Raw genomic sequence first — 25,103 nt, 5'->3', positions numbered from 1 at the left:
ACCTCATGCTCTACGGACGTGCAGCCGAGACGGCGAGGCTGGAAGAACTCATCTCCCGGGCCCGGCAGGGCCACAGCGCCGCCCTGGTGCTCAGGGGCGAGGCCGGCATCGGCAAGACCGCGCTCCTGGAGCACGCGGCGGCACGGGCGGCGGACCACGGCATCCGGGTGCTGCGGGCCACCGGCATCGAGTCCGAGAGCGAACTCCCCTTCGCGGGCCTGCATCTGCTGCTGCACCGGGTGACCGACCGGATCGACGGCCTCCCCGCGCCCCAGGCCGACGCCCTGCGCGCGGCGCTCGGCCTCGCCGTGCCCGGCAGCACCGGACCCGACCGTTTCCTCATCGGCCTCGCGGTGCTCACCCTCCTCGCGGAATCCGCCGACGGCGAGGAGGGCGGCACCGGGTCGCTGCTCTGCCTCGTGGACGACGCCCACTGGCTGGACAAGGCCTCCGCCGACACGCTCCTCTTCGCGGCCCGGCGGCTCGCGGCGGAGGGCGTCGTGATGGTCTTCGCGGCCCGCGACGCGCACGCCCCGCAGTTCCCCGCCCAGGGCCTGCCCGAACTGCGGCTCACCGGGCTCGACGACGGGGCGGCCGGTGAACTGCTCGCCGAGCACGCGGGCGACCTGCCCCGCTACGTACGCGACCAGATCCGCGGCGAGTCGGGCGGCAATCCGCTCGCCCTGCGCGAGCTGCCCGCCGCCCAGCGGGAGGGCCAGATACCCGCGTACGGCTATCACTTGAGCGCGCTGCCCAGCCACTCCCGGCTGCTCCGGACGTTCGCCGACCGGATCTTGGCCCTGCCGCGCGCGACCCGCACGCTCCTCGTGGTCGCGGCGGCGGAAGGCACCGGGGACCTCGCGGTGACCGCGTCGGCGGCGAGCGGCCTCGGCGCCTCGGTCACCGATCTGGAGCCCGCCGAGCGCAAGGAACTGCTCAGCCTCGACGGCGGCAGGCTCACCTTCCGGCACCCGCTGATCCGGGCCGCCGCCTACCAGAGCGCCCCGGTCGGCGACCGCATCGCCGCGCATCGCGCGCTCGCGGACGCGCTGCCGTGCGTCGGCAACATCGACCGCCGGGCCTGGCATCTGGCGGCGGCCACCACCGAGCCCGACGAGTACGTCGCCGCCGTCCTGGAGGAGACCGCCGAGCACGCGCGTGAGCGCGGGGGCTTCGCCGCCGTCGCCGCCGCCTGCGAACGCGCGGCCCAGCTCAGCCCGGACAGCGCCCATCGCGCCCGGCGGCTCGCGCTCGCCGCGTCGGCGGCGGCCGACGCGGGGCAGAACGAGCGCGCGGCGGAACTCGCCCTGCGCGCCGCCCCGCACCTCACCGACCCGGCGGTGCTCGCGCGGCTCGCGCAGGCACGGGCCGCCCTCGCCCGCGAGGAGGGCAGGCTCGACGCCTCCAGCTCCGTGCTCCTGGACACGGCGGCCGAGATCGCCCCGCACGCCCCCCAGACGGCGGCGTTCATGGCGTACGAGGCGATGACGGCCGCCTGGCTCTCCGGGCACCGACAGTCCATCGACGGGACCAGCGCCCGCCTCGCCGGGCTCGACCTCAAGACCTCACCGCAGGCCCTGCCCTATCTGCCCGCCGCCGAGGGCCTCGCCCGGCTGGCGGCGGGCGATCCGGGGGCCGGACTTCCGCCGCTGCGGGCGCTGTTCGAGACGCTGCGCACCGAGCGCCACGACCACGGGCACACGCTGCGCGAACGGGTCTCGATCGCCTCCTGGTTCGCGCCGCTCGGCGAGCTGGAGACCGGCAACGACCTGGCCGCCGAGCTGGAGCGCGAATGCCGCGAGCAGGGTGCGCTGGGCCCGCTGCCGCTGGTGCTGCTGCTGCGCACCCGCACCCGGATCTTCCTCGGCCGGCACGGCTGCGCGGTGACCGGCGCCCTGGAGGGGCTGCGGATCGCGCAGGACACCGGACAGCCGCACTATGTGGGGCAGTTGACGGGCGTACTCGCCTATCTCGCGGCGCTCGCGGGCGACGAGGAGCGCTGCCGGGAGCTGGCGGGCCGGGGCAGCGACCCCCGGCAGGTGCTGCCGGGGCAGGTGTGGGGCCCGGTCGCGCTCGGCATGCTGGAGCTGGGCGCCGGGCGCTACGAGACGGCCCGCCGCGTCTACGAGGACATCGCGGCGAGCCCTTCGGGGCACACGATCGTGGCCCTGTACTCCGTGCCGGACCGGGTCGAGGCCGCCGCCCGCACCGGACAGGCCGACTCCGTACGGGAGTTGGCGGCGCGCTACGCCGAGTGGGCCGGGCAGACGGGCGCCGCGTGGGCGGCGGCGCTTGCCGCCCGCTGCCGTGCGCTGCTCGCCCCGGAGCCGGACGCCGGAGCCGCGTACGAGGAGGCGCTCGCGCTGCACGCCGACGACGGCCGCCCCTTCGAGCAGGCCCGCACGGAGCTGCTGTTCGGCGAGTGGCTGCGCCGCGCGGGCCGCAGGAGCGAGGCCCGTACGCCGCTGCGGTCCGCCCTGGACACCTTCGAGCTGCTCGAAGCGGCGCCATGGGCCGAGCGGGCCCGCGCCGAGCTGCGGGCCACCGGCGAGAGCCGGGCCCGGCACGGCGGCGACCGGGCGCCGATCGCGCGGCTCACCCCGCAGGAGCGGCAGGTGGTGCGGCTCGCGGCGACCGGCATGACCAACCGGGACATCGGCGCCCAGCTGTTCCTCTCGCCGCGCACGGTGGGCTACCACCTCTACAACGCCTATCCGAAGCTGGGCGTGGCATCGCGCGGCGAGCTGGCCCGGCTGGAGTTCCGGGACGACGAGGAGCCGGCGACGGCGTAACGGCCGACCGGCCTCAGCCGGAGGCCGGTCCGGCGAACGAGTCGAAGAGCCGGTTCAGCATCCGGTCGAAGACCTCGTCCGCGTCGCCCGGCGGCGGCCCCTGGGCGAGCATCGCGGCGAGGTGCGGATAGGCACCGCCGCTCACCTGCCCCGCCAGATACGCGAACCGCACGGCCTGTTCCTGCTCCTCGGACCAGGGCAGCGCCCGCGTGCGTTCCGCCATGGCGAACTCATTGACCACGTACGTCATGACGGAGCCGTTGAGCATGCCGATCAGCTCCATCTTGGTGCCGTAGGGGGCGTCGAGTCCCTCCAGGGTGCCCAGGCAGTGCTCCAGGAAGCGCAGGGCGTTCGGGCTGAAGCCATAGAGCGTCGACATGATGCGCGGCAGCCAGGGGTGGCGGTGCATGATGCCGCGCGCCTGACGGCCGAGGGCAAGCAGCTCGGTGCGCCAGTCGCCGCCCGGGGGCGCGGCCGGCAGTTCGTACTCGGCACTGACGGCGTCGACCATCAGCTCGTACAGGTCCTCCTTGCGCGGCACGTAGTTGTACAGCGACATCGTGCCGCAGCCCAGCTCGCCCGCGACTCTGCGCATGGACACCGCGTCGATGCCGTCCGCGTCGGCGATGCGGACGGCTGCCGCCGTGATGTCCGCCCTGCTGTACGCGGGCTTCGGGCCGCGGCCCGCGCGCTCGGGGCGCGCCCAGATCACTTCCGGTTCGGCCGGTCGGCCCGCCATTGATCATCACCTCGACCACCATGTTAGTTACGTACAGCGTACGTAGTGAGGTACGGTGAGGTCATGACTTCTACGTACGCTGTACTTAGTGAAGGTCTGGAGAAGCGTTTCGGGGACGTGCATGCCTTGCGCGGCCTGGATCTCGCCGTCCCGGAGGGCACCGTGTGCGGGCTGCTCGGGCCCAACGGCGCCGGCAAGACGACGGCGGTCCGCGTCCTGACGACACTCCAGACGCCGGATGCCGGCACGGCCTTCGTCGCGGGGCACGACGTGGTGCGCGACGCGGCTGCCGTGCGCCGGCTGATCGGGGTGACGGGACAGTACGCCTCAGTCGACGGTGACCTGACAGGGAGCGAGAACCTGCGGCTCTTCGCACGGCTGCTGCGGGTTCCGCGGGCGCGGGGCGACGAGCTCCTGGAGCGCTTCGGGCTCACGGAGGCCGCCGATCGGCCCGCCCGTACGTACTCCGGAGGGATGCGGCGGCGGCTCGACCTCGCGGCGAGTCTCCTGGTGCGGCCCCGTGTGCTGTTCCTCGACGAGCCGACCACCGGGCTCGATCCGCAGAGCAGGGGCGGGATCTGGGAGGCGGTACGGGAGCTGGCCGCCGAGGGGACGACGGTGCTGCTGACCACGCAGTACCTGGAGGAGGCGGATCAGCTGGCCGACGAGATCGTCCTGATCGACGAGGGGCGGGCGGCGCATCGCGGTACGCCGACGGAGCTGAAGGCCGAGATCGGGAGCTACGTCGAGGTGGTCCTGCCGCAGGACTCGTCGGAGCAGGAGTTGCATGCGGCGGCGGTGGTGCTGGATCAGTTGACGGGGTCCGAGCCGTCCCTCGACACGGGTCGCCGGACAGCCGGGGCCGTCGCGCTCAACCCCGCGGTGAACCTGCCGCGGGTCGTACGGGAGTTGGACTCGGCGGGAGTGCCCGTCATCGACGCGACGCTGCGAGCGCCGACGCTGGACGAGGTGTTCCTGCGGCTGGTCGCGGCCCGCGTCTCCTAGCCCGCCGCTTCGCGGCGGATCTTTCCCACCCACCCGATCACCCGGAAGGTTTTATCCGTGAACGCCATCCTCTACGACGGCTCCGCCATCCTCGGGCGGCATTTGACGCGCATCAAGCATGCGCCCGCCATTCTGATCATGACGCAGACGATGCCCATCGTCTTCCTGCTCTTCTTCGGGTACGTCTTCGGCAGCGCCCTCGCCATGCCTGGCACCGACTACCGCGCCTTCCTCGTGCCGGGGATGCTCGTCGCGACCGCCGCGAACGGGATCATGACCGGGATGTTCACCGCCGCCCAGGACTTGCACCGGGGCGTGATGGACCGGTTCCGTACGATGCCGATGACCCGCTCGGCGATCCCGCTCGGGCAGGCCGCCGCCGATGTGCTGACCACCGCCGTCGGGCTGATCCCGCTCATGCTCGTGGGGCTCGCGATGGGCTGGCGGATCGAGGGCGGGGCGCTGCAAGCCCTCGGCGCCTTCGGCCTGTTGCTGCTCTTCCGGTTCACCACCACCTGGATCGGCATCCTCCTCGGCGTCGCCTCGCAGAGCGAGGAGGCGGCGGGGCAGCTGGGCGGCGCCACGTTCATGCTGCCACTGCTCTCGAACGCGTACATCCCCACCGACGGACTCCCCGGCTGGCTGCGCACGGTCGCCGACTGGAACCCCATCAGCGCGGTGGCGACGGCGGTGCGTGACCTGTTCGGCAACGCGCCCGTGCCGACGGACGCCGGCTGGCCGGTGACGCACCCCGTGGCCGGTTCGCTCCTGTGGTGCGCGGTGCTGCTGGCCCTGTGCGTGCCGCTCGCCGTCCGCCGGTACGCGAACGGCGGACGGTGAGCGGGCAACGACGTACGGACTACGTCTGGGGTTCGAGTTCCGGGCCCAGCGAGGAGAACTTCTCCTGGGACACCACTCGCTTCGGCGGCCAGGTGATGTTCGACGGCGGCCACTTCTGGCCCGTCTTCTTCAAGAACCACTCCGGTGGTTCGTACATCGGCGGCTCATAGCCGTCCGGCAGCGCGGTCTTCCAACTCACGCCCTTCGTACGCTCCTTGAACTCGTCTTTGACGGCCTTGAGGCGCTCGGGCTGCGTCAGCAGGTCGACCGCCGTCGCCGCCAGATACTTCGCGGCGGCGAGCACCGCGGCCTGTCCCGGCGCCGCGGCCGCGCAGGCGGCGGTGGACCAGGTGTGCATCTTGGTGCCGACGGGGGCGAGCGCGGCGCCCATCGAGACGGTGGGGACGTTCCAGCTGATGTCCGCGACGTCCGTGGACCCGCCGCCCATGAACACCGGGTTGGGCGGGGTGAGTTCGCCGATCTTGTCGTGCATCCCGCGCTCGGGCAGGCCGAGCGACTTCTGCAGCTCCTTGGCCAACTCATGGGCCTCGTCGGTGAATTCGGGCGGGCCGATCTCCTTCATGTTCGCGTGCAGCAGCTCGGCGAAGGACTTGGAGGGGAGCTGGTTCCAGCAGGCGGACGTGACGCGGTGCCGGACGGTCGTCCGGGACGCCTTGGCCGCCGCCTCCGAGACGGCGATCACCTTGTCGAGGAGGACCTGGACGCGGGCGGGGCTGCCCTCGCGTACGTAGTAGCTGATCTCCGCGATCTCCGGGGTGACGTTGGGAATGTCGCCGCCGTTGTTGATCACCCAGTGGAGGCGGCCCGACGGAGCGAGGTTCTCCTCCCGGAGGAACTCCGACATGGTCGCCATCATCACGGCTGCGTCCAGGGCCGACTTGTTGCCGAGCGGGGTGCCGCCGTGGCCCGCCACACCGAGGAAGGTGAAGGTGACGGCGGTCATCGCGGTGGTGGTGCCCCAGCCGGTCGCGTTGGCCGTCGAGGGATGCCAGTCGAGGAACGCGTCGAGGCCCTCGTACACGCCCTTGCTGACGGCGTACGTCTTGCCGATCAGCGTCTCCTCGGCGGTGGAGCCGAAGAACTTCACGGTGACGGGCAGCCGGTGCTTCTTCGCGGCCTGCGCCACGGCCGCGGCCGCCGCTGCCGCCGCCGTGCCGAGCGCGCTGTGCCCGCAGCCGTGACCGGGGCCGTAGCCCGGCGCGAAGGGGTCGTGGACGTACTCGCGCGGATCGTGGTGGCCGACGCCCTTGTTCTGCGAGAGGCCGGGCAGCGCGTCATACTCCCCGCTGAAGCCGATGACGGGGCCGCCACTGCCGTACGTGTAGCCGGCCGTGAAGGCGGTGGGGAAGCCCGCCGTGCCGAACTGCACGTCGAATCCGGCCTGTTCGAGGAAATCGGCCTCGGCGATCGAGGACTTCCACTCGCGCAGGGACAGCTCGGCGTTGTCCCAGATCTCGGCGTTCAGGCCGGTGATCCGGTCGTCGTGGGAGGCGATCCAGTCGAGTGCGGAGCGCTTGGCGGGGGTGTCGGCCGCGAGGCCTTCGGGCGCTTGGTAGGCGGCGGGGCTGTCGTCGGCGCCCGCGGCCATCGCGGGGTCGGCCTCGACGCTCATGGCGGCGGACGTCACACCGGCCGCGCCGAGCAGCTGCATGATGCGGCGCCGGCTCAACGGCGGGCCGCTCGCGGGGAGTGCCTCATGCTCATGCTGATCGTGCAGGTCACACACGCGCACCTCCGGGGGTGAGGTTGGGTGTATCGGCCAATCGATCAGCAACAGTGCGACTGAATCGTTGCGGCGTCAACAGGTGCGCATGACATGGGTGTTACGGAAGGGGTGCACTACGGGGAGTGGGGTGGATGGGTGGGACCGATCCGCCGACGAAACGACGGGAAGAGCCCCCCGACCACCCGTGGTCAACGACCGCCGAAAAGCGACCGACGCAGCCTGCGCAACGGAGCGAAGAGGGAGACCCTCCGCACCCGCGCACCATGACCGCTCCGGTCATGCGCACCCCGCGAGGTCAGTTCACGCATCAGCAGCGTCGCCTCGTGCGACTCCCGCTGCGGGACGGCGGGACCGCCCAGCACCGCGAGATGGCGGTCGAGACGAGAGCTGGTCGCACTGCTCCCGCAAGTGATCGCAGGGACACGCGCCCTGCTGCGCACCGTTATCTGTTCCATGTCACTCCCCACCCGTACGAGGGCACCCGGCCCAGGGCAGGTTAACCCTATCGCCCCGCCATCACACTCGTGTATCCCGGTAGCGGGATTCACCTTCCCCACAAGGAGGTTGACGATTACTCTCCGAATCCAACTGATTCCAGGGCGAGTTGGACAAGAGGGGCAGAAGTGGGCTGTTCTGAGCCACCATCGGGCTCGGTGGTGACAGCGAGTGAGGAAGCGGAAGCGCTCAGCCCGTCGGCGAGCACGGGCGTTTCGCCGTCGAGCAGGCCCAGCGAGCGCGGCTGCGCCGCGGGGCGCATCACCCACAGTTGATGGACCCGGCCCCGCGGCGGCCCGCCGAGCCCCGTGACGGTCACCACGGCGCGCCGCGTGGACGGCGACGCGACGACGTTGATGCCGCGTCCCCAGCGGTCTCGGTCACCCGTCGCACGGGCGTCGGGAGCGGCCAGGACGTGGGCGATCTCACGTGCGGTGGTCCGCTCGCGGTCGAGCCGTTCGTCGACGCGGCTCAACTGGACCACGAGGACCGCGCACGCGGTGAGGGCCAGCGCGGCACCGGCGGCGAGCGGCACCAGAAGCACACGGGAACGCGGGGGCGCGCCAAAGACGGCGGGCGCCCGCACCACCGGCTCCTGCTCCGTCGTGCGGACGGCCGTCATGACCCGCTCGCGCAGTGCGACCGGTGCCGGGACCGCCGCCGCTCCCGCAAGGCGTGCGGCGCCCTCGGTCAGCTCCCTGGTCTCCGTGCGGCAGCGTGCGCACCGGGGCAGATGGCGCTCGAAGCGGCGCAGTTCACGGGGGTCGAGGGCGTCCAGGGCGTACGGCACGGCCAGCGAGTGCACGGGCCTGCCGAGCCGCCCGACCGGCGGCGGCCAGATCTGCGAGAGCCGCCTCATGTCGCCGCGCCGAGACATTCGCGCAGCCGCAGCAGCCCGTCCCGCATCCGCGTCTTGACGGTGCCGAGCGGCACGGAGAGACGGCGGGCCACCTCCCGGTAGGTGTAGCCGTCGTAGTAGGCGAGCGTCACGGCCTGGCGCTGCAGGTCCGTCAGGCGGCGCAGACAGCGGCGCACCCACTCGCGCTCCAGGCTGCCCTCGACCTCCTCGGCGACCTGGTCGTAGGCGGGGATCTCGGCCCGCCCGGCCACCCGCCGCTCGCGGTCGCTCGCCGCGCGGACGCTGCGCACCCGGTCCACCGCGCGGCGATGGGCGAGGGTGAGGACCCAGGAGAGGGCGCTGCCGCGCGCGGGGTCGTAGCGGGCCGCCGTGCGCCACAGTTCGAGCAGCACCTCCTGGACCACCTCCTCGGACTGCGCGGGATCGCGCAGCACCCTGCGGACCAGTCCGTAGACCGGCCCGGAGACCAGCCCGTACAGCTTCTCGAAGGCCTGCTGGTCGCCATGCGCGACCAGCGGGAGCAGCTCGTCGGCGTCCATCCGCCGTCCCCCTTCCCCGGCGCTTCGGGCGCGCGGGCTCATTGTCCGGTCGACGGGTCTTCGGGGCGAGAGAACGGACCGGATTGGGAAAGAGGCCAATCCGCCGGGCCGCCCGCCCCGAATGGGGTTCGTCAGGCGGCTCGCGCTCAGCACGCGCCGGTCGCGCGAAGGAACGTTAAGGACGGACGCGATGACAGCTATCGCCAGAAGCCGCGGGGGGCGTCACAGCAGGCGCGGCCTCGCCGCGCTTGTCTGTGGCGCACTGGCGGCCGGGGGGCTCGCAGCCGCCGGCGTGACCGCACTCGAACCAGGGGCGGCCGGTGCCGCCAGCCACCGGGAGGCCCCGCTGATCTCGGGGCAGCCCCAGTACGACAACACGGACGTGTACGCGTTCGTCAGCCCCGACCGGCCCGACTCCACGACGATCGTGGCGAACTGGCTGCCCTTCGAGGAGCCCGCGGGCGGTCCCACCTTCTATCCGTTCGCCGACGACGCGCAGTACGACGTCCACGTCGACAGCGACGGGGACGCGCAGGGCGATCTGCTCTACCGGTGGACGTTCTCCACGCAGACCAAGAACGGCGACTCGTTCCTCTACAACACCGGTCCCGTGACCAGCCTCGACGACCCCGACCTGAACGTCACGCAGACCTACGACCTGGACCTCATCAAACTGAAGGACCAGAAGGTCACGTCGACGACGAAGCTCGCCGACGACGTGCCCGCGGCGCCCTCGCACGTCGGCAAGGCGTCGATGCCGAACTACAAGAAGCTGCGCGACCAGGCCGTGCGCGACATCAAGGGCGGCGGTTCGACGTACGCCGGACAGGCCGACGACCCGTTCTTCGCCGACCTGAGGGTCTTCGACCTCGCGTACGGCGGCAATCTCTCCGAGGTCGGGCGGGACACGCTCAAGGGCTACAACGTGAACACCATCGCCCTTCAGGTGCCGACCGCGGAGCTGCGGCAGTCTGAGAAGCAGCCCGTCGTCGGCGTCTGGTCGACGACCCAGCGCAAGAACGCGAGCGGCAAGTGGACGCAGGTCTCGCGGATGGGCAACCCGCTGGTGAACGAGGTTGTCGTGCCGAGGAAGGACAAGGACAAGTTCAACGCGTCCTCGCCCTGGAACGACAAGCAGTTCCTCAAGTACGTCACCAACCCCGAACTGCCCAAGGTCCTGGAGAAGATCTACGGACTGAAGGCTCCGGCAGAGCCCCGCAACGACCTCGTGTCGGTGTTCCTGACCGGTGTGAAGGACCTCAACCAGCCGCCGAACGTGCGGCCGGCCGAGGCGCTGCGGCTCAACACGTCGATCAAGCCCGCCGCCGATCCCAAGCGGCTCGGTGTGCTCGACGGCGACAACGCCGGGTTCCCGAACGGGCGGCGGCTCACCGATGACGTCATCGACATCGAGCTGCAGGCCATCGAGGGCGAACTGGTCGGCAACAAGAACGACTTGGGCGACGCGGTGGACGCCAACGAGGTGAAGTTCGGCGGCACCTTCCCGTACGTGGCACTGCCCACGCCGGGCTCCCGCGGACCGCTGGCCAAGGGCAGCGGCTCCAGTTCTGACGACAACTCGGCCCGCAACGCGCTCAACGGCGGTGCTGTGCCCGGCCGTTCCGGTTCCGACGGCGACACCGACGCCGTCCTGATCGCCTCCGGCGCCGCGGGGGCGGCCGGGGTGCTGCTCGTGGGTCTCGGGCTCGCCTGGTGGCGCAGGCGTACTCCGCGAGGGACGTGAGGCCCTCGGGGTGAATCAGGCCCACCCCGGCCGGGGTCATCCGGTCCGGCCGGGGTGCCACCCCCTCCAGACCGGCGCGGTCCGCATTCATCCCCCTGCGGGCCGCGCCCTCTTCCCTTCTCCCGCCCCGCCCCGACTCTCCTGAAAGGTCCACAGCCATGGCTCTGCCCCGTCCCACCGTGCGCTCCGGTGTCGCCGCCGTCGCGCTGGCGCTCACGCTGACCGCCGGTGCCGTGGTCCTGGGCGGCGAGGACAGCGGGAGGCAGCCGCCGCCGGCCGTCGCGGGGGCGGCCGGCGGCGGCCTCGACGGGCTCAGGAGCGGCGACCTGGACCGTGGCGTCGAGTCGCTGCAGGCCCATCTCCGGTCCCAGCCCAAGGACTTCGGCTCGTGGGCGACGCTGGGCACCGCCTATGTCGAGCAGGCCCGCACCGGGGGCGACCCGTCCCGCTACCGCGAGGCGGACCGGGCCCTCGACCGCTCCCTGGAGCTGCGGCCCCGCAACGACGCCGCCCTCGCCGGACGCGCGGCCCAGGCCGCCGCCCGCCACGACTTCAAGGGAGCGCTGCGGCACGCGGAGTCCGCGCTCGCCGAAAACCCGTACAACGAAGGGGCGTTGGCATCGCGGATCGACGCCCTGGTCGAGCTCGGCCGCTACCGCGCTGCGGGGCGCGCCGCCGACGAGGCGGACGTCCGGCGGCCCGGCGTCCCGGTCTTCACGCGGTATGCGTACGTCCGTGAGCTGCGCGGCGATGTGGCGGGAGCCCGGCGCGCCCTGAACCGGGCGGCAGGCACGGGTTCCGCGCCGGCCCCCGGCGACATGGCCTATGTCACCACCGCCCTCGGCCAACTCGCCTGGCGCGAGGGCAGGTTCGCCGAGGCGCTGCGCCAGTGCGGCCGGGCGCTGCGGGCCGATGCCGGCTATCTGCCGGCACTGGAGTGCCGGGCACGGGCCTGGGCCGGGCAGGGCGAGACGGGCCGGGCGATCCGCGCCTTGCGCGAGGTCGTGGACCGGGCGCCGCTGCCGGGGCCGCTGGTGGCCCTCGGCGAGCTGTACGAGGCGCGCGGGGAGCGGGCGAAGGCGCGGGAGCAGTACGAGCTCGTGTCCGCCTGGGTGTCCCTCGCCCGCGCCAACGGCGTGAACGCGGACCTCGACGCGGCGGTCGCCCTGGCCGATCACGGCGACCGCCGGGAGGCACTGCGCCTGGCCCGTGCCGAGTGGTCCCGCCGCCACACGGTCCACACGGCGGACGCCTTGGCCTGGGCTCTCCACCGCAACGGCCGCTCCGAGGAGGCCGTCCAGTACACCCGCTTCGCCACGTCGACGGGCTTCCGGGAGGCGTCGTTCATGCATCACCGGGCCGAGATCGAAAGGTCCACGGGCAACCCCGAGGCGGCCCGCGAGTGGGCAGCGAGGGCGCTGAAGCTGAACCCGTCGCTCGCGCCGTCATTGCTGTGGGCAAGCGCCGGCCGGACAGGCACCGCGGGGGGTACCCGATGAAACGCGCCTTGGCAGCACTGGCCGTACTGGTCGGCGCAGTAGCCCTCGCCCTGCTGCCCGCAGGGCACGCCTCCGCCCACCCGCTGGGCAACTTCACGACGAACCGCTACGACGGCCTCGTCGCGGCCCGCGGCCACCTCACCGTCGACCACGTGGAAGACCTCGCGGAGATCCCGGCCACCCAGGCCATGCGCGACATCAAGCGCACGGACATCACCAGTTGGGCCAAGAAGCGGTGCGACACCGCGGCCCGCGAAAGCCGACTCCGGATCGGCGACCGAACCGTACCCCTCCGCGTGGCGCGATCAGGCGCCACCACGCGCGACGGCCAGGCAGGCCTCCCCACGTTGCGCGTGCAGTGTGAGCTCGGTGCCCCGCTCCCCCGGGGCACCGAGCTCACTCTCCGCTTCGAGGCCGCGGGCCAACCCGGCCCCGGCTGGCGGGAGATCACCGCCCAGGGCGACCGGATGACGGTACGGAGCAGCGACGTACCCGAGAAGTCCGTCTCGCGCCGGCTCACCCGCTACCCCGAGCGACTGCTCTCCTCACCGCCCGGCGACGCATCCGCGCAGCTGCGGATCACACCCGGCGGCCCCGCACTCGCGGCGCCCGGCAACCCCGACGAGACACCCGCCGCGAGCCCGCTGCCGCGCGGCGCGGACCGCTGGACGCAGGCCCTGACGGGACTCGTCGCCCGGCACGACCTCACCCCCGGCTTCGCCGCACTGGCCCTCGCCATCTCCCTGGGGCTGGGCGCCCTGCACGCCCTGGCACCCGGACACGGCAAGACGCTGATGGCCGCGTCGGCGGCGGCCCGCGGCCGGGCCACCCTGCGGGACGTCCTCCCCCTCGCGGCCTCGGTCACCGTCACGCACACCCTGGGCGTCGCGGCGCTCGGCCTCCTGGTCGCGGGCGGCTCGGCGGCGGCGCCCTCGGTCATCGCCTGGCTGGGCATCGCCAGCGGCGTCCTGGTGACCGGCGCGGGAGCACTGCTCCTGCGCCGGGCCTGGCGCCGCCGCGCCCACCTTCACTCCCACGCCCACTCCCACGATCACCACACGCACGGGCACACCCACCCCCACGGACACCACCACTCCCACGGACCAGCCCCCACCCTCCGCGGCGCCCTCTTCCTCGGCTTCGCCGGCGGTCTCGTGCCCAGCCCCTCCGCCGTCGTCGTCCTCGTCGGCGCCGCCGCCCTCGGCGAGGCCTGGTTCGGACTGCTGCTCGTGCTCGCGTACGGGGTGGGGCTCGCCGTGACGCTCACGGCGGCAGGGTTCCTCGTCGTGCGGGTCGGGTCGGCCGCCGTACGGCGGGTCAACGGGCCGCGCTGGCTGCGCCGCACCACGCAGCGCTTCCTGCCGGTCGGCTCGGCCTGTGTCGTGGTCGCCCTCGGGTGTGGATTGGTGTTCAAGGGGGCCGCAACGGCGCTCGGTTGAGGTAGTTTTGTGGAGAATCGCACGGCTGCCGATGGGGGACGCCCGTGAGCGACGACGAGCGTGTGATCGCGGGGCGCTACCGCCTCCTGGCCCCCCTGGGCGAGGGCGGTATGGGCACGGTGTGGCGCGCCCGTGACGAGGTCCTGGGCCGCGAGGTCGCGGTCAAGGAGGTGCGCGCCCCGGCGGGGCTCCCGGCCCCCGACGTCGACCGGCTGTACGCGCGCCTGGAGCGCGAGGCCTGGGCCGCCGCCCGTATCCCGCACCGCAATGTGGTGACGGTCTATGACGTGGCCACGCAGGACGGGCGCCCGTGGATCGTCATGGAGGTCGTGCGCGGACTCTCGCTGTCGGACATCCTCGAGACGGAGGGCCCGATGGCGCCGCAGCGTGCCGCGCACATCGGCGCGGAGGTCCTCGCGGCGCTGCGCGCGGCGCACGACGCGGGGGTCCTGCACCGCGACGTGAAGCCCGGCAACGTCCTGATCGCGAACGACGGCCGGGTCGTCCTCACGGACTTCGGGATCGCGATGGTGGAGGGCAGTTCGGCGCTCACCATGACGGGCGAGGTGATCGGATCGCCCGAATTCCTCGCCCCGGAGCGGGCGTTGGGGCAGCGGCCGGGACCGGAGTCCGATCTGTGGTCGCTCGGCGTACTGCTCTACGCGGCCGTCGAGGGCAACTCGCCGTTCCGGCAGGACACCCCGCTCAGCACCCTGCGGGCGGTGGTGGACGAGGAGTTGCCGCCGCCGCGTGACGCGGGCCCGCTGGCTCCCGTACTCGAAGGGCTGCTGCGGAAGGATCCCGCCACGCGGATCTCGGCCGCCGACGCCGAGCGGGATCTGCGGCTCGTCGCGGCGGGCGGCGCGCCGCGCGCCGATCCGGCGGTCCCGTATCTGCCCACGGTCACGTCCCAGCAGCAACAACAGCAACAGCAGACGGCGCCTCCCACACCGCCGCCGCAGCCGGTCGTGTCCGGCGGCTTCGGGACCACCACGACGACTCCGGCCCGCTCGCGCAGGTCGGTGCTCGTCTTCGCGGCCGGTCTGGTCGCCCTGGCGCTGGCCCTCGGCGGACTGGCGTACGCCCTGGTCAACCGGGACGGCGGGGGCGGCGGGAGCAACGGCGGCTCCTCCTCGGGGGGCAGCGGAGGCGGCGACAACGGAGGGAGCAACGGCGGTTCCGGCGGCGGCACGAACGGCGGCAACGGCACGACGGGCGGCTCCGACGGAGGCTCCACTGGCGGCGGTTCCACGGGCGGCGACAACGGCGGTGGCAACGGCGGATCGACCGGCGGCTCCACGGGCGGCGGCAACGGCGGGACGACCACTCCCCCGCAGCAGTCCGTGAAGGTGTCCGTCACCGGGGCGCACACGGAGTACAGCGGGGTGTGCCCGCCGGCGGCCGGCCAGGCCCCCTCGTTCACCGCGACGTTCACGGTGGGCCGGGTGCCGGCCACCGTCGACTACCGCTGGGTCACGAAGACCGGCGAGCCGAGCGACCCCGGCTGGAAGACGCTCACGTTCGCGTCCGGCGGGAACAGGACCAAGCAGGTGCACCACACGGAGACGGTGACCGGCGAGCCCGGTCAGACGTACCAGAACGAGATCAGCGTGGAGGTGCGCAGTCCCGTGAAGGCGACCTCGAACTCCGTCGCGTACTCGGTCACATGCGAGGAGGAGACCCCGACGGACGGAGCCTCCCCCTACACCTCGGACCAGGACCGGTACACCTCGGACCAGGACCGGTCGCCGAAGCAGACGTCGAACTCGGCCCGTTAGGAGGCCGCCGCCCTGAACACGGGAAGGTAGCCGCCGCTCTGTCCTGCGGCGGTGGGGTGGTAGGACTCGCCGATGTTGGTCCACTTCACGCTGTGCAGCCACGCGTCGCCCGAGCAGATCTCGTGCCCGGTGAAGGTGCTGGTCACATCGCCGAAGGCGAAGCCGTGGTCGGCGGCCCGCTTCGCCGTCGTGGAGTTGAGGAGGTTGGCGGCGTCGTTGATGGCGGCGCGCTCCGTCTCGGAGAGACCGGCGAGACAGCTGCCGCCGAGCTTGTAGAAGCGCGGGTAGCCCATGACGACGACCTGCGCGGAGGGCGCCTTGCCGCTGATCGCCGAGTAGACCTGGTCGAGTTTGCCGGGGAGCGTGTTCTGCACGTAGGTGCGGGCCGTGGCGATGCGGGAGAGGCAGCTGCTCTCGGACTGGAGCACACAGGTCGTCATGACGTCGGCGAAGCCCGCGTCGTTGCCGCCGACACTGATGCTGACGAGGCCCGTCCCTGAACCGAGCGGGCCGAGCTGGTTGGCCAGGACGTCACCCGTACGAGCGCCCGAGCAGGCCGTGAAATTGAAGCTGGAGGGTGAGTTGGCGGCGGCCCAGAGCGCGGGGTACGCGCGCGGGGTGCGCTTGCAGTCGCCGCTTCCGCTGTCGTATCCGCCGGCTCCGACGCCGGAGGAGTATGAGTCGCCGAGCGCCACATAGCCCGTGGCGGCGGCCTGTTGGTCGGTCTGCTGGTCCGCTTGAGCCACTGAGGCCCCGGTCAGGGCGAAGGCGGCGGCGAGGAGGAGCGAGGATGCGGTTGCCGTGATTCGGGACAATCTCATGGAACCTCCCTTAGCAGGATTTCTGCCTCGACTGTGGTAGCACGCCCCCCTCGCCGTCGGTAGTGTTCATGTCAACAAGTTCGCCTTTAATTCCCTTGCCCGCAAAGGGAGTTGCCTTCCCGTCCAAGGGCACAGAGGCGGACATCTCCACACTCCCTCCGCATCTTGACGCGCCGCCACGGACTGCGCGACATTGAAGCCCGGCATCCGGCGCTTCGGGGGGCAAAGTCGCCAATGCAGACCATCAGGATCAAGGCACCGTCATCAGACACCGGGCAAGGCCGCCGGGACCGGCCGGACCGTCGCGGAGACCTGCTTCCGTTGCTCGGGGGCATGGCCGTGGCGGTCGGCGCCGTCGGTGCGATGCTGGCGCTCACGGACATCGCGTCACCGCTGCGCGGACCCTTCGTGCTCTTCTTCCTCCTCGCGGCGCCGGGCGCGGCGATCGCTGCCGCACTGCGCGGACTTGAGCCATGGGGCCGGATCGTGGCTTCCGTTTCCGGGGCCGTGGCGGTCAACCTGTTGGTGGCCCAGGCCATGCTGGCCCTGCACATGTGGTCCGTGCGCGGCGGGGTCGCGGCGGTCGGTGCGATCGGCTCGCTCATCTTCCTGCTGGTACTGGCGCGGCGACTGCGAGGCCGCGCCCCGAGAAGGTGGACCTCCTGACGTGGACATCACCGTGCACCGCCCCGGAGAACTCACCGCCGCCGACCGGCTGGCCTGGACGGCCATGCAGTCCAAGGCCCATCTGCACGGCTCGCCCGAGCTGGCGAATCCGTTCCTCTCCCCGGAGTTCACCCTCGCGGTGGGCCGCTGGCGGCGCGGGGTGCGGATCGCGGTGGTCCGCGAGGCCGGTGAACCGGCGGCGTTCTTCCCGTTCCAGAGATCCATCACCGGCGTCGGCCGGGCCGTCGGCCTGGGCGTCTCCGACTGCCAGGGCCTGGTGCACAGGCCCGGCTTCAGCTGGGACGCCCGGGAGCTGCTGCGGGCCTGCGGGCTCGCGCTGTGGGAGTTCGACCATCTGGCCGGCGGCCAGGAGCCGTTCGAGGCGGGCGCCTCCGGCTCCTTCGCCTCCCCCGTCATGGACATCGACCAGGGGTACGAGGCCTATCTCGGCCAGCTCAAGGCGAGATCACCGAAGTTCACCCGCTCGACCCAGGCCAAGCAGCGCAGGCTGCAGCGCGATCAGGGCACCGTGCGCTATGTGCACGACGAGCGTGACCCCGAGGCGCTGACCACCCTGATGGCCTGGAAGTCGGCCCAGTACCGCAGGACGGGGCGGAGCGACCGCTTCGCGCAGGCCTGGATCCGCCAGCTGGTGCGCCAGCTCTTCCACACCAAGTCCGACCAGTTCGCGGGCCTGCTCTCCGTCCTGTACGTCGACGGGGTACCGGCCGCCGGACACTTCGGGCTGCGCTCCGAGCGGGTCTTCGCCCAGTGGTTTCCGGCCTACGACCCGGCCTTCGCCAAGTACTCGCCCGGTCTGATCCTGCATCTGTACATGGCCGAGGCGGCTGCCGCCGACGGCATCGCGTACATGGACCTCGGGCGAGGTCAGAAGCAGTACAAGGACTCCCTGAAGACACGCGAACTCACCGTGTCCGAGGGGTGGGTGGCGCTGCGCCATCCGGCGGCGATCGGACACCGGGCGCGGCGCGCCCCGGTCAGGGCGCTGCGCAACACCGTGTTGTCCCGGCCTGAATTGTTCGAGCCGGCCGACCGGCTGCTGAAACGAATGGGAAAGATCCGTTCACGGCAGAAAGAATAAGGGGGACGGAAGAGCACACTCCGAATGTGCTCGTCAAGAACGCTCAAATCATCAAAAACGTGAGGCCACGTTCCAGGTCTTGCCATACGGTCTCAATCATCAATACCGTCGTACATCCACCCGCATCGGTCCATCACGCAATGCGATCTAGGGGAGGGCTCAAGATCGCGGTGGTTCCGGCGCGGGGCGCGGTAGGGGGGTGCCGTGCTCGGCGACCGCAAGGTGCCGTGTCACGTCCCGCGCAATGCCAGCTCACTCGGCATGCACGGAGATCCATTTCGTCATGCACAAGTGAGAACCCCCCTTTCGAACCGGATACATAGCCGGACCGCCCGGGGGCGGGCGGTCCACCGGACGAGAGGGATCAGACTCATGAGTTCTTTTGTGCGCCCGGCCGAGCCCGGCCAAGATCCGTTAAGCGGTCCGCGACCGGCCCGCGAATATCGGCCGATTTCGACGCACCTGGCGATTGCGCCGCCGGTCAGCGTGGTGATTCCCGCGATGAACGAGGCGGAGAATCTTCCGTACGTCTTCAAGACACTGCCCGACTGGATCCATGAAGTCGTCCTGGTGGACGGCAATTCCACCGATGACACCGTGGCCGTCGCCCGTGAGCTGTGGCCGGACGTGAAGGTCGTCCGGCAGCTCGGCAAGGGCAAGGGCGACGCCCTGATCACCGGATTCGAGGCGTGCACCGGCGACATCATCGTGATGGTCGACGCGGACGGCTCGGCCGACGGGCACGAGATCGTCAGCTATGTCTCCGCCCTCGTCTCGGGCGCGGACTTCGCCAAGGGCTCCCGCTTCGCCAACGGCGGCGGCACGGACGACATGACGCCGATCCGCAAGCTCGGCAACCATGTCCTGTGCTCGGTGGTGAACGCCAAGTTCGGCGCCCGCTACACCGACCTCTGCTACGGCTACAACGCCTTCTGGCGGCACTGCCTCGACAAGATCGACCTCGACTGCACGGGCTTCGAGGTGGAGACCCTGATGAACATCCGGGTGGTCAAGGCCGGGCTCAAGGTGCAGGAGATCCCGAGCCACGAGTATCTGCGCATCCACGGCGCGAGCAATCTCAGCGCCGTGCGCGACGGTCTGCGGGTCCTCAAGGTGATCCTCACGGAGCGCTCCAACCGCCGGGGGCAGCAGCGCCGCCGCCCCGCCAGGTCCCCCTTCCGCACACGTCAGGGAGAGGTGTCTTGAGCGGTTTTGGACACCACGGGGGAAGCACGGCCGGGGGCGTCTCCGTCGTCATCTGCGTCTACACCGAGGACCGCTGGGAGGACATCCTCGCGGCGGTCGCCTCGGTGCGGGCCCAGTCCCTGGCGGCGCTCGAGACGCTGCTCGTGGTGGACCACAACGCCTCGCTGCTCGACCGGCTCGCCAAGGAGTACAAGGAGACCGAAGGGGTGCGGGTGCTCGCCAACGCGGGCCCCCGCGGCCTCTCCGCGGGCCGCAACACCGGGATCGCCGCGTCCGGCGGCGAGATCATCGCGTTCCTCGACGACGACGCGGTCGCCGAGCGCGACTGGCTGCGGCACTTCGCCGAGGGGTACGCCGACCCGAAGGTCATGGCGGTGGGCGGGCGCACCATGCCCGTCTGGGAGTCCAGGCGCAGGCCCGCCTGGTTCCCCGAGGAGTTCGACTGGGTCGTCGGGTGTACGTACAAGGGGCTGCCCCAGGGACGGGTGCGGGTGCGCAACGTACTGGGCGGGAACGCCTCGTTCCGCCGCACCGCCTTCGAGGCGGCGGGCGGCTTCGCCACCGGCATCGGGCGCGACGGCGACAAGCGCCCGCTCGGCTGCGAGGAGACGGAGCTGTGCATCCGCCTCGTCCGGGCAAGACCCGACGCGGTCCTGCTGATCGACGACCGCGCGGTGATCCACCACCGCGTCCCCGCCGTACGGGAGCGCTTCCACTACTTCCGTACGCGGACGTACGCGGAAGGCCTCTCCAAGGCGCTGGTGGCCCGAAGTGTGGGCGCCGACAAGGGGCTCGAGTCCGAGCGGCGGTACACCACGCGGGTACTGCCGGCCGGGGTGGGGCGCGGGCTGCGGGACGCGCTGCTCGCCAGGCCGGGCGGCGCGGGCCGCGCGGGCGCGATCGTGGCGGGAGTGGTGACGGCGGCAGGCGGGTACGTCATCGGGAGCGCCCGCGCGCGCAGGGGAGGCACCGTCTTCTCGGTCGTGGAGATCGAGCGGTCCGGTGACGGCGTGGGCGGTTCGGACGGTGAGGGGGCTGCCGCATGAGCGTGCCGATCCTGATGTACCACTCGATCGCGCATGAACCGACCGAGGCGACACGGGAGTTGTCCGTGTCCCCCGGCGCGTTCGCCGAGCAGCTCGACCTGCTCGGCGAACGCGGGTTCACGCCGCTGAGCACGGCCGCGCTCGCCGCGATCTGGCGCAGTCCCGGCCGCGCGCTGCCGGCCAGGCCCGTCCTGATCACCTTCGACGACGGCTATGAGGGCGTGCACCGGCACGGCCTGCCCGTGCTCGCCAAGCACGGCTTCGCCTCGACGGTGTTCGTCACCACGGGCTGGCTGCGGGGGGCGCACGACACCGGGGGCGGCCTCGACCTGATGCTCGACTGGGACCAGGTGCGCGAACTGGCCGCGTCCGGCGCGGAGATCGGCGGGCACAGCCACACACACCCGGAGCTCGACCAGCTGGCCGACGCCGACCTCTGGTCCGAGCTGCTGCGCTGCAAGGAGATCATCGCCGACGAGCTCGGCACCCGCCCGGCCTCCTTCGCCTTCCCCTACGGCTACTCCGACCGCCGCGTGCGCCGCACGGTGCGCGGTGCCGGATTCGCCCAGTCGCTCGCGGTCGGCAACCGTCTCGCGCGGCGCGCCCAGGGGCCGTACGCCCTGCAGCGGGTGACCGTGCGCCGCTCCACCGGCATCGAGGAGTTCGAGCGGCTCGTCGAGGGCCGCGCCATCGCCCGCAACTTCGCCAAGGACTGTGCCCTCACCAAGGGGTACGCCGTGGTCCGCAGAGCCCGACAGGCCCGCCGGAAGGCAACTCGTACCCGTGTCTGACACGTCGACCGCCCAGGCAGACGTCTCTGGGTCGCGCAAGCCCGAACAGCAGCCGTCCGGCAAGCCCGGCAGGCCGCGCAGAATGCGCCTGCCCGGACGCGGCGGCGACGGCGGGAGCCCGCTGTTCCGCAACGCCTACGCGCTGATGCTGAACACCGGCATCTCCGGCGTGCTCGGCCTCGGCTTCTGGCTGGCCGCCGCCCGGTACTACTCCGAGTCGGCGGTCGGCCAGGGCTCGGCGGCGATCGCCGCCATGAAGTTCCTCGCGGGGCTCACCGCCCTCACCCTGATGGGCGCCCTCGCCCGCTTCATCCCCATCGCGGGACGCGCCACGGGCAGGCTCATCTTCCGTACGTACGCGGGCAGTTCGCTGGTCGTCGCGTTCGCCGCGCTGATCTTCCTGCTGACGCTCGACCTGTGGGGACCCTCGTACCGGTTCCTGCACGGCCCGCTGCACGGCATCGGCTTCGTCGCCGCGGTCGTCGCCTGGTCGCTGCTCACCCTGCAGGACGGGGTGCTCACGGGGCTGCGCAGCGCGCTGTGGGTGCCGGTCGGCAACACAATCTTCTCGGTCGTGAAGCTGGGCCTGCTCATCGCGTTCGCCGCGGCGATCCCGACGGCGGGCGTCTTCGTCTCCTGGGTCGCCGCGATCGCCCTGTCCGTGATCCCGCTCGGCTGGCTGGTGTTCCGGCGGCTCGTGCCCCGGCACGTGAAGGCGACCGAGTCCACCGCACGGCCGCCCACGCTGCGCGAGATCGGACGCTTCCTGGCCGGGGACTACACCGGCTCGCTCTTCTCGCTCGCCGTGGTCTATCTCGTACCGGTGATCGTCGCCTCGCAGGTCAGCTCGGTCGACAACGCGTACTTCTACATCACCACCACCATCGGCGGCACGGTCAACCTGCTCGCCATCAACATGGGTGCCTCACTGACCGTCGAGGGCGCGCACGACCCGGCGCGGCTCGCCGCGAACACCCGGGCCGCGCTGCGCCGGATGGCGCGGATCATGCTGCCGGTGTGCGGTCTGCTCTTCATCTGCGCGCCCTATGTGCTGCGGGTCTTCGGCCAGGGGTACGCCGAAGCGGCGACGCCGCTGCTGCGCTGGTTCGCGGTGGGCGCGGCGCTGCGGGTCGTCATGGAGACGTACTTCGCGGTGCAGCGCGCGCAGAGCCGCACCTCCGGGATCGCCTGGCTGCAGGGCCTGTTGTGCTTCCTCGTGCTCGGTCTGACGCTGCTTCTGCTGCCGCGGATGGGGCTCACGGGCGCGGGCGTCGCGGAGATCGTCAGCCTCGCGGTGATCGTGGCGATCGCCGCGCCGAAGCTCTACCGGGTGGCGCGGGCGGCCCCCTCCGCCACACCGCCCGAGGCCACCGCGCCGGACGGCGACCTGGCCGACCTGGGGACGTCCGAGGCGCCGTCCGGCACGGCCTCCGGGCAGCGCACGGAGCGGCGGGGTCCGGCCTGGGCACTGCGCGAGACGCTCGACTCGGACACGCTGCACCTCGCCGTACAGCTCGACTTCGAACACCAGGAGCGCCGGCCCGACGTACGCCCCGGTCCCGGAACGCCCGCCGCCGGGACGCCGACGGCGCGGGGCGGGGCTTTTGGGTCCGACGAGGGGGACGACATGGACCACCGGCCGACCTGGGCGCTGAGATCGCCCCTGAAGTCGCCCGAGCCACCGGCGGCTCCCGCCGAGCCCGTGCCGCCCGTGCCGCCCGTTCCGCCCGTGTCCCCCGAGACCACCACGGCTCCCCCCGTCCCCTCCTCGGCCTCCAGCAGCGAACCGGAGGCCGAGGAGCGGGACACCGGCGTACGGATCGAGGAGGCGCCGCCGGCGCCGCCCGAGCCGGTCGTCGCCGAGGAGCCGCTCCCCCGCCGGCACAGCGCGGTCATGACGCTGCTCCTGGTCCTGGCGCTCGGCCTGTTCTGGCTGCCGCTGACGGGATTCGACGAGGCCGATCTCGACGCGATGGGCGGGCTCGGGCTGATCTCCGTGCTGCCCGGGACGACGCTGCTCGGCGGCGCGCTCCTGGTCGTCGTCTTCGCCTCGCTGCTCTGGATGGAGCGCCCGCACCGGGTGCTGCTCCTGGCGACGCTGATCGCCACGGTGGTCTGTCTGCACGCACTGCCCGCGGTCCTTGAGGACGAGCCGCGGTTCGCGACGGCCTGGCAGCACCTGGGCTTCATGGAGTACATCGACAGGACCGGGTCCGCGGTGCCGGACCTGGACGCCCGCTGGAGCTGGCCGGGCTTCTTCGCGGCGGCGACGTTCGTGGCGAAGGCGTGCGGCGTCTCCGACATCACCGCCATGACCGAGGTGATCCGCTGGTGGCCGCTGGCCATGCAACTGCTCTATCTGGCCCCGATGCTGCTGCTCACGCGCTCGATGCGGGCCGCCTGGCGGGCCAGGTGGGCGGGGCTGTGGATCTTCGCGCTGAGCGGCTGGGTCGGCCAGGACTACTTCTCCCCGCAGGGCTTCACGTATCTGCTCTATCTGGTGTTCGTGGCGGTGCTCCTCGTCTGGTTCCGGGCGCCGCACGTGCTGTGGGCCAAGCGGCGCCCCGGTGAGCTGGAGGTCGAGCCCGCGGACCGGCGTCAGCGCACGGTTCTGCTCCTGGTGCTGATGGCGCTGTTCGCGGCGACGGTGCCGGCTCACCAGCTCACCCCGTTCGTGATGCTGGGCGTCCTCACCCTGCTCGTCGTGGTGGGCCGCTCGGAGCTGCGCGGTCTGCCGCTGCTCTTCGGGGTCCTCGTCCTCGTCTGGATCGGCTTCCTCGCCGAGCCCTACTGGTCGGGTCACTTCGACGAGCTGTTCGGCGGGATCGGCGGCGTCGGCGGCAATGTGTCCTCGTCGGTGTCGGGGCGCATCGAGGGCGGCAGTTCGACCCATCAGCTCGTGCTGTACGCGCGGGTGGCGCTCGCGGGCGGCGTCATGGCGCTCGCCTGCTGGGGCTGGTGGCGGCGGCGCGACCACAAGTACACGGAACGCTCGCTGCTCGTCCTGGCGTTCGTGCCGTTCCTGGGGTTCGGCATGCAGTCGTACGGCGGCGAGATGGCGCTGCGCGTCTTCATGTTCGCGCTGCCCGGCGCCGCGCTCCTGGCCGGTCTCGCGCTCTTCCCGCGGGCGGGCATCACCGCCGAGGAGCGGGACCGCGACCGGGTGAGCCTAGCGCCGCTGGCCGCGCTGCTGGCGGGGCTGGTCCTGATGGGCGGCTTCCTGGTGGCGCGCTGGGGCAACGAGCCGTTCGAGCGGACCCGCACGGGCGAGATCGCCGCGATGGAGTACGTCTACGAACACGACGACCCGACGGTCCGGCTGCTGTGGATGAGCGACGACACGGTGAACAACGTGACGCCCGCGATGCCGTGGGGCACCCGCGACATGGAGAAGGTCCAGTACGTGCCGACGCTGGCGCCCGCCGACCCGGTGCTCGTCTCCGGTCTGGTCAAGGCGCTCAAGGACGCGGGCCCCAACTCGTATCTGATGATCAACAAGAGTCAGACGGTCTATCTCCAGATGGACGTCGGCTACTCGAAGAGCTGGGACAGCCGGCTCATCCAGAACCTCGACAACCGGCAGGAGCTGAAGAAGGTCCTCACGAACGACGACGCGACCCTCTACAGCCTGCGCAAACAGCCGGAGGGGAAGGTCGAGAAGGCCGATCCGGGACCGATCGGGCCGCAGGTGACATGGACCCCCTGGTCGGTGATCGGCGCGCTCGCGGCCGTGGCGCTGGTGCTGCTGCTCGGTGCCCGTGAGGTCGTGCGGGTGGCGATGGCACCGAGCGTGCGGCAGCTGCGCTGGCTGCAGAGCAGCTTCTGGTTCTCGCTGCCACTGCTCGCCGTGCTGCTCGCGTCGCTGGTCCAGCGGTTCCTGACGATGGCGTGAGTGGCGTGCGGGGTGGCTGAAGCGGACTACCGCTTCAGCCACCTCACCTCGGACCCCCCCCACTCGAACCCCCTCCCCGCGACCCGCGCGGTGATCGGCCGGG

General features: G+C 71.9%; 19 protein-coding genes. 13 read left to right on the top strand and 6 right to left on the bottom strand.

Annotated elements, in window-relative coordinates:
* Window positions 1-5: 5 nt before the first annotated feature.
* Window positions 6-2,792, top strand: a complete 2,787-nt coding sequence (locus ACIBKX_RS26615) for an AAA family ATPase (protein ID WP_363274994.1) — start codon at window positions 6-8, stop codon at window positions 2,790-2,792.
* A gap of 13 nt (window positions 2,793-2,805) precedes the next feature.
* On the opposite strand, the gene ACIBKX_RS26610 is transcribed toward ACIBKX_RS26615, so the two are convergent.
* A complete protein-coding gene (locus ACIBKX_RS26610) occupies window positions 2,806-3,531 on the bottom strand; it encodes a TetR/AcrR family transcriptional regulator (RefSeq protein WP_363274995.1) in 726 nt (241 codons plus the stop codon).
* 63 nt (window positions 3,532-3,594) lie between these two features.
* Between ACIBKX_RS26610 and ACIBKX_RS26605 the strand changes: the two genes are divergently transcribed.
* Window positions 3,595-4,536: an ATP-binding cassette domain-containing protein gene (locus ACIBKX_RS26605; RefSeq protein ID WP_363274997.1), complete on the top strand. Its 942-nt coding sequence runs from the start codon at window positions 3,595-3,597 to the stop codon at window positions 4,534-4,536.
* Between the two features lie 57 nt (window positions 4,537-4,593).
* Window positions 4,594-5,376, top strand: coding sequence for an ABC transporter permease (locus tag ACIBKX_RS26600; protein ID WP_363274998.1), 783 nt, complete (start codon window positions 4,594-4,596; stop codon window positions 5,374-5,376).
* Between the two features lie 19 nt (window positions 5,377-5,395).
* Here ACIBKX_RS26600 and ACIBKX_RS26595 read toward each other — a convergent pair whose 3' ends face one another.
* The 4 genes from ACIBKX_RS26595 to ACIBKX_RS26580 form a co-directional block, all read right to left on the bottom strand.
* Entirely contained in the window at window positions 5,396-7,123 is a 1,728-nt protein-coding gene (locus ACIBKX_RS26595) for an amidohydrolase (RefSeq protein WP_363274999.1), read from the bottom strand.
* A 188-nt stretch (window positions 7,124-7,311) separates the two neighbouring features.
* Window positions 7,312-7,578: a hypothetical protein gene (locus ACIBKX_RS26590; protein ID WP_363275000.1), complete on the bottom strand. Its 267-nt coding sequence runs from the start codon at window positions 7,576-7,578 to the stop codon at window positions 7,312-7,314.
* Window positions 7,579-7,694: 116 nt separating this feature from the next.
* A complete protein-coding gene (locus ACIBKX_RS26585; RefSeq protein ID WP_363275001.1) occupies window positions 7,695-8,477 on the bottom strand; it encodes an anti-sigma factor in 783 nt (260 codons plus the stop codon).
* The gene (locus tag ACIBKX_RS26580; RefSeq protein WP_363275002.1) at window positions 8,474-9,058 is read right to left on the bottom strand and encodes a sigma-70 family RNA polymerase sigma factor; all 585 of its coding nucleotides are present in this window, start codon (window positions 9,056-9,058) and stop codon (window positions 8,474-8,476) included. The genes ACIBKX_RS26585 and ACIBKX_RS26580 overlap by 4 nt, the downstream gene beginning before the upstream one ends.
* Window positions 9,059-9,206: 148 nt before the next feature.
* Here ACIBKX_RS26580 and ACIBKX_RS26575 point away from each other — a divergent pair, with 148 nt between their 5' ends.
* From ACIBKX_RS26575 to ACIBKX_RS26560, 4 genes are all read left to right on the top strand, one after another.
* The gene (locus tag ACIBKX_RS26575; RefSeq protein WP_363275004.1) at window positions 9,207-10,760 is read left to right on the top strand and encodes a DUF4331 domain-containing protein; all 1,554 of its coding nucleotides are present in this window, start codon (window positions 9,207-9,209) and stop codon (window positions 10,758-10,760) included.
* 158 nt (window positions 10,761-10,918) lie between these two features.
* Window positions 10,919-12,259: a tetratricopeptide repeat protein gene (locus ACIBKX_RS26570; protein WP_363275005.1), complete on the top strand. Its 1,341-nt coding sequence runs from the start codon at window positions 10,919-10,921 to the stop codon at window positions 12,257-12,259.
* Window positions 12,256-13,698 (top strand): sulfite exporter TauE/SafE family protein, encoded by a 1,443-nt coding sequence (locus tag ACIBKX_RS26565; protein ID WP_363275007.1) that lies wholly within the window; start codon window positions 12,256-12,258, stop codon window positions 13,696-13,698. Before ACIBKX_RS26570 ends, ACIBKX_RS26565 begins: the two co-directional genes overlap by 4 nt.
* 110 nt (window positions 13,699-13,808) lie before the next feature.
* Entirely contained in the window at window positions 13,809-15,476 is a 1,668-nt protein-coding gene (locus ACIBKX_RS26560; RefSeq protein ID WP_399376307.1) for a serine/threonine-protein kinase, read from the top strand.
* Here the strand turns inward: ACIBKX_RS26560 and ACIBKX_RS26555 are convergent.
* Window positions 15,473-16,297, bottom strand: coding sequence for an SGNH/GDSL hydrolase family protein (locus tag ACIBKX_RS26555; protein ID WP_363275009.1), 825 nt, complete (start codon window positions 16,295-16,297; stop codon window positions 15,473-15,475). The two genes, ACIBKX_RS26560 and ACIBKX_RS26555, sit on opposite strands and share 4 nt — an antisense overlap.
* 333 nt (window positions 16,298-16,630) lie before the next feature.
* Here ACIBKX_RS26555 and ACIBKX_RS26550 point away from each other — a divergent pair, with 333 nt between their 5' ends.
* The 6 genes from ACIBKX_RS26550 to ACIBKX_RS26525 all read left to right on the top strand — a co-directional run bounded on the left by ACIBKX_RS26550 (window position 16,631) and on the right by ACIBKX_RS26525 (window position 25,000).
* A complete protein-coding gene (locus ACIBKX_RS26550) occupies window positions 16,631-16,963 on the top strand; it encodes a hypothetical protein (RefSeq protein WP_363275010.1) in 333 nt (110 codons plus the stop codon).
* A 1-nt stretch (window position 16,964) separates the two neighbouring features.
* On the top strand, window positions 16,965-18,065 hold the full coding sequence (locus ACIBKX_RS26545; protein WP_363275011.1) for a GNAT family N-acetyltransferase: 1,101 nt from the start codon (window positions 16,965-16,967) through the stop codon (window positions 18,063-18,065).
* Between the two features lie 372 nt (window positions 18,066-18,437).
* Window positions 18,438-19,271 carry a glycosyltransferase family 2 protein gene (locus ACIBKX_RS26540; RefSeq protein ID WP_363275013.1) on the top strand — a complete coding sequence of 278 codons (834 nt, stop codon included), beginning with the start codon at window positions 18,438-18,440 and terminating at the stop codon, window positions 19,269-19,271.
* Window positions 19,268-20,317, top strand: a complete 1,050-nt coding sequence (locus ACIBKX_RS26535; RefSeq protein ID WP_363275015.1) for a glycosyltransferase family 2 protein — start codon at window positions 19,268-19,270, stop codon at window positions 20,315-20,317. Before ACIBKX_RS26540 ends, ACIBKX_RS26535 begins: the two co-directional genes overlap by 4 nt.
* Window positions 20,314-21,108 (top strand): polysaccharide deacetylase family protein, encoded by a 795-nt coding sequence (locus ACIBKX_RS26530; protein ID WP_363275016.1) that lies wholly within the window; start codon window positions 20,314-20,316, stop codon window positions 21,106-21,108. Before ACIBKX_RS26535 ends, ACIBKX_RS26530 begins: the two co-directional genes overlap by 4 nt.
* Complete coding sequence (locus ACIBKX_RS26525; RefSeq protein ID WP_363275017.1) at window positions 21,101-25,000, top strand: lipopolysaccharide biosynthesis protein; 3,900 nt, start codon at window positions 21,101-21,103, stop codon at window positions 24,998-25,000. Before ACIBKX_RS26530 ends, ACIBKX_RS26525 begins: the two co-directional genes overlap by 8 nt.
* Window positions 25,001-25,103 lie beyond the last annotated feature (103 nt).

It is taken from the genome of Streptomyces sp. NPDC050658, assembly GCF_044457025.1.
Classification (GTDB): Bacteria; Actinomycetota; Actinomycetes; order Streptomycetales; family Streptomycetaceae; genus Streptomyces.
The sequence above is the reverse complement of the archived record's forward strand: the minus strand, read 5'-3'. Positions and strand labels throughout refer to the sequence as shown.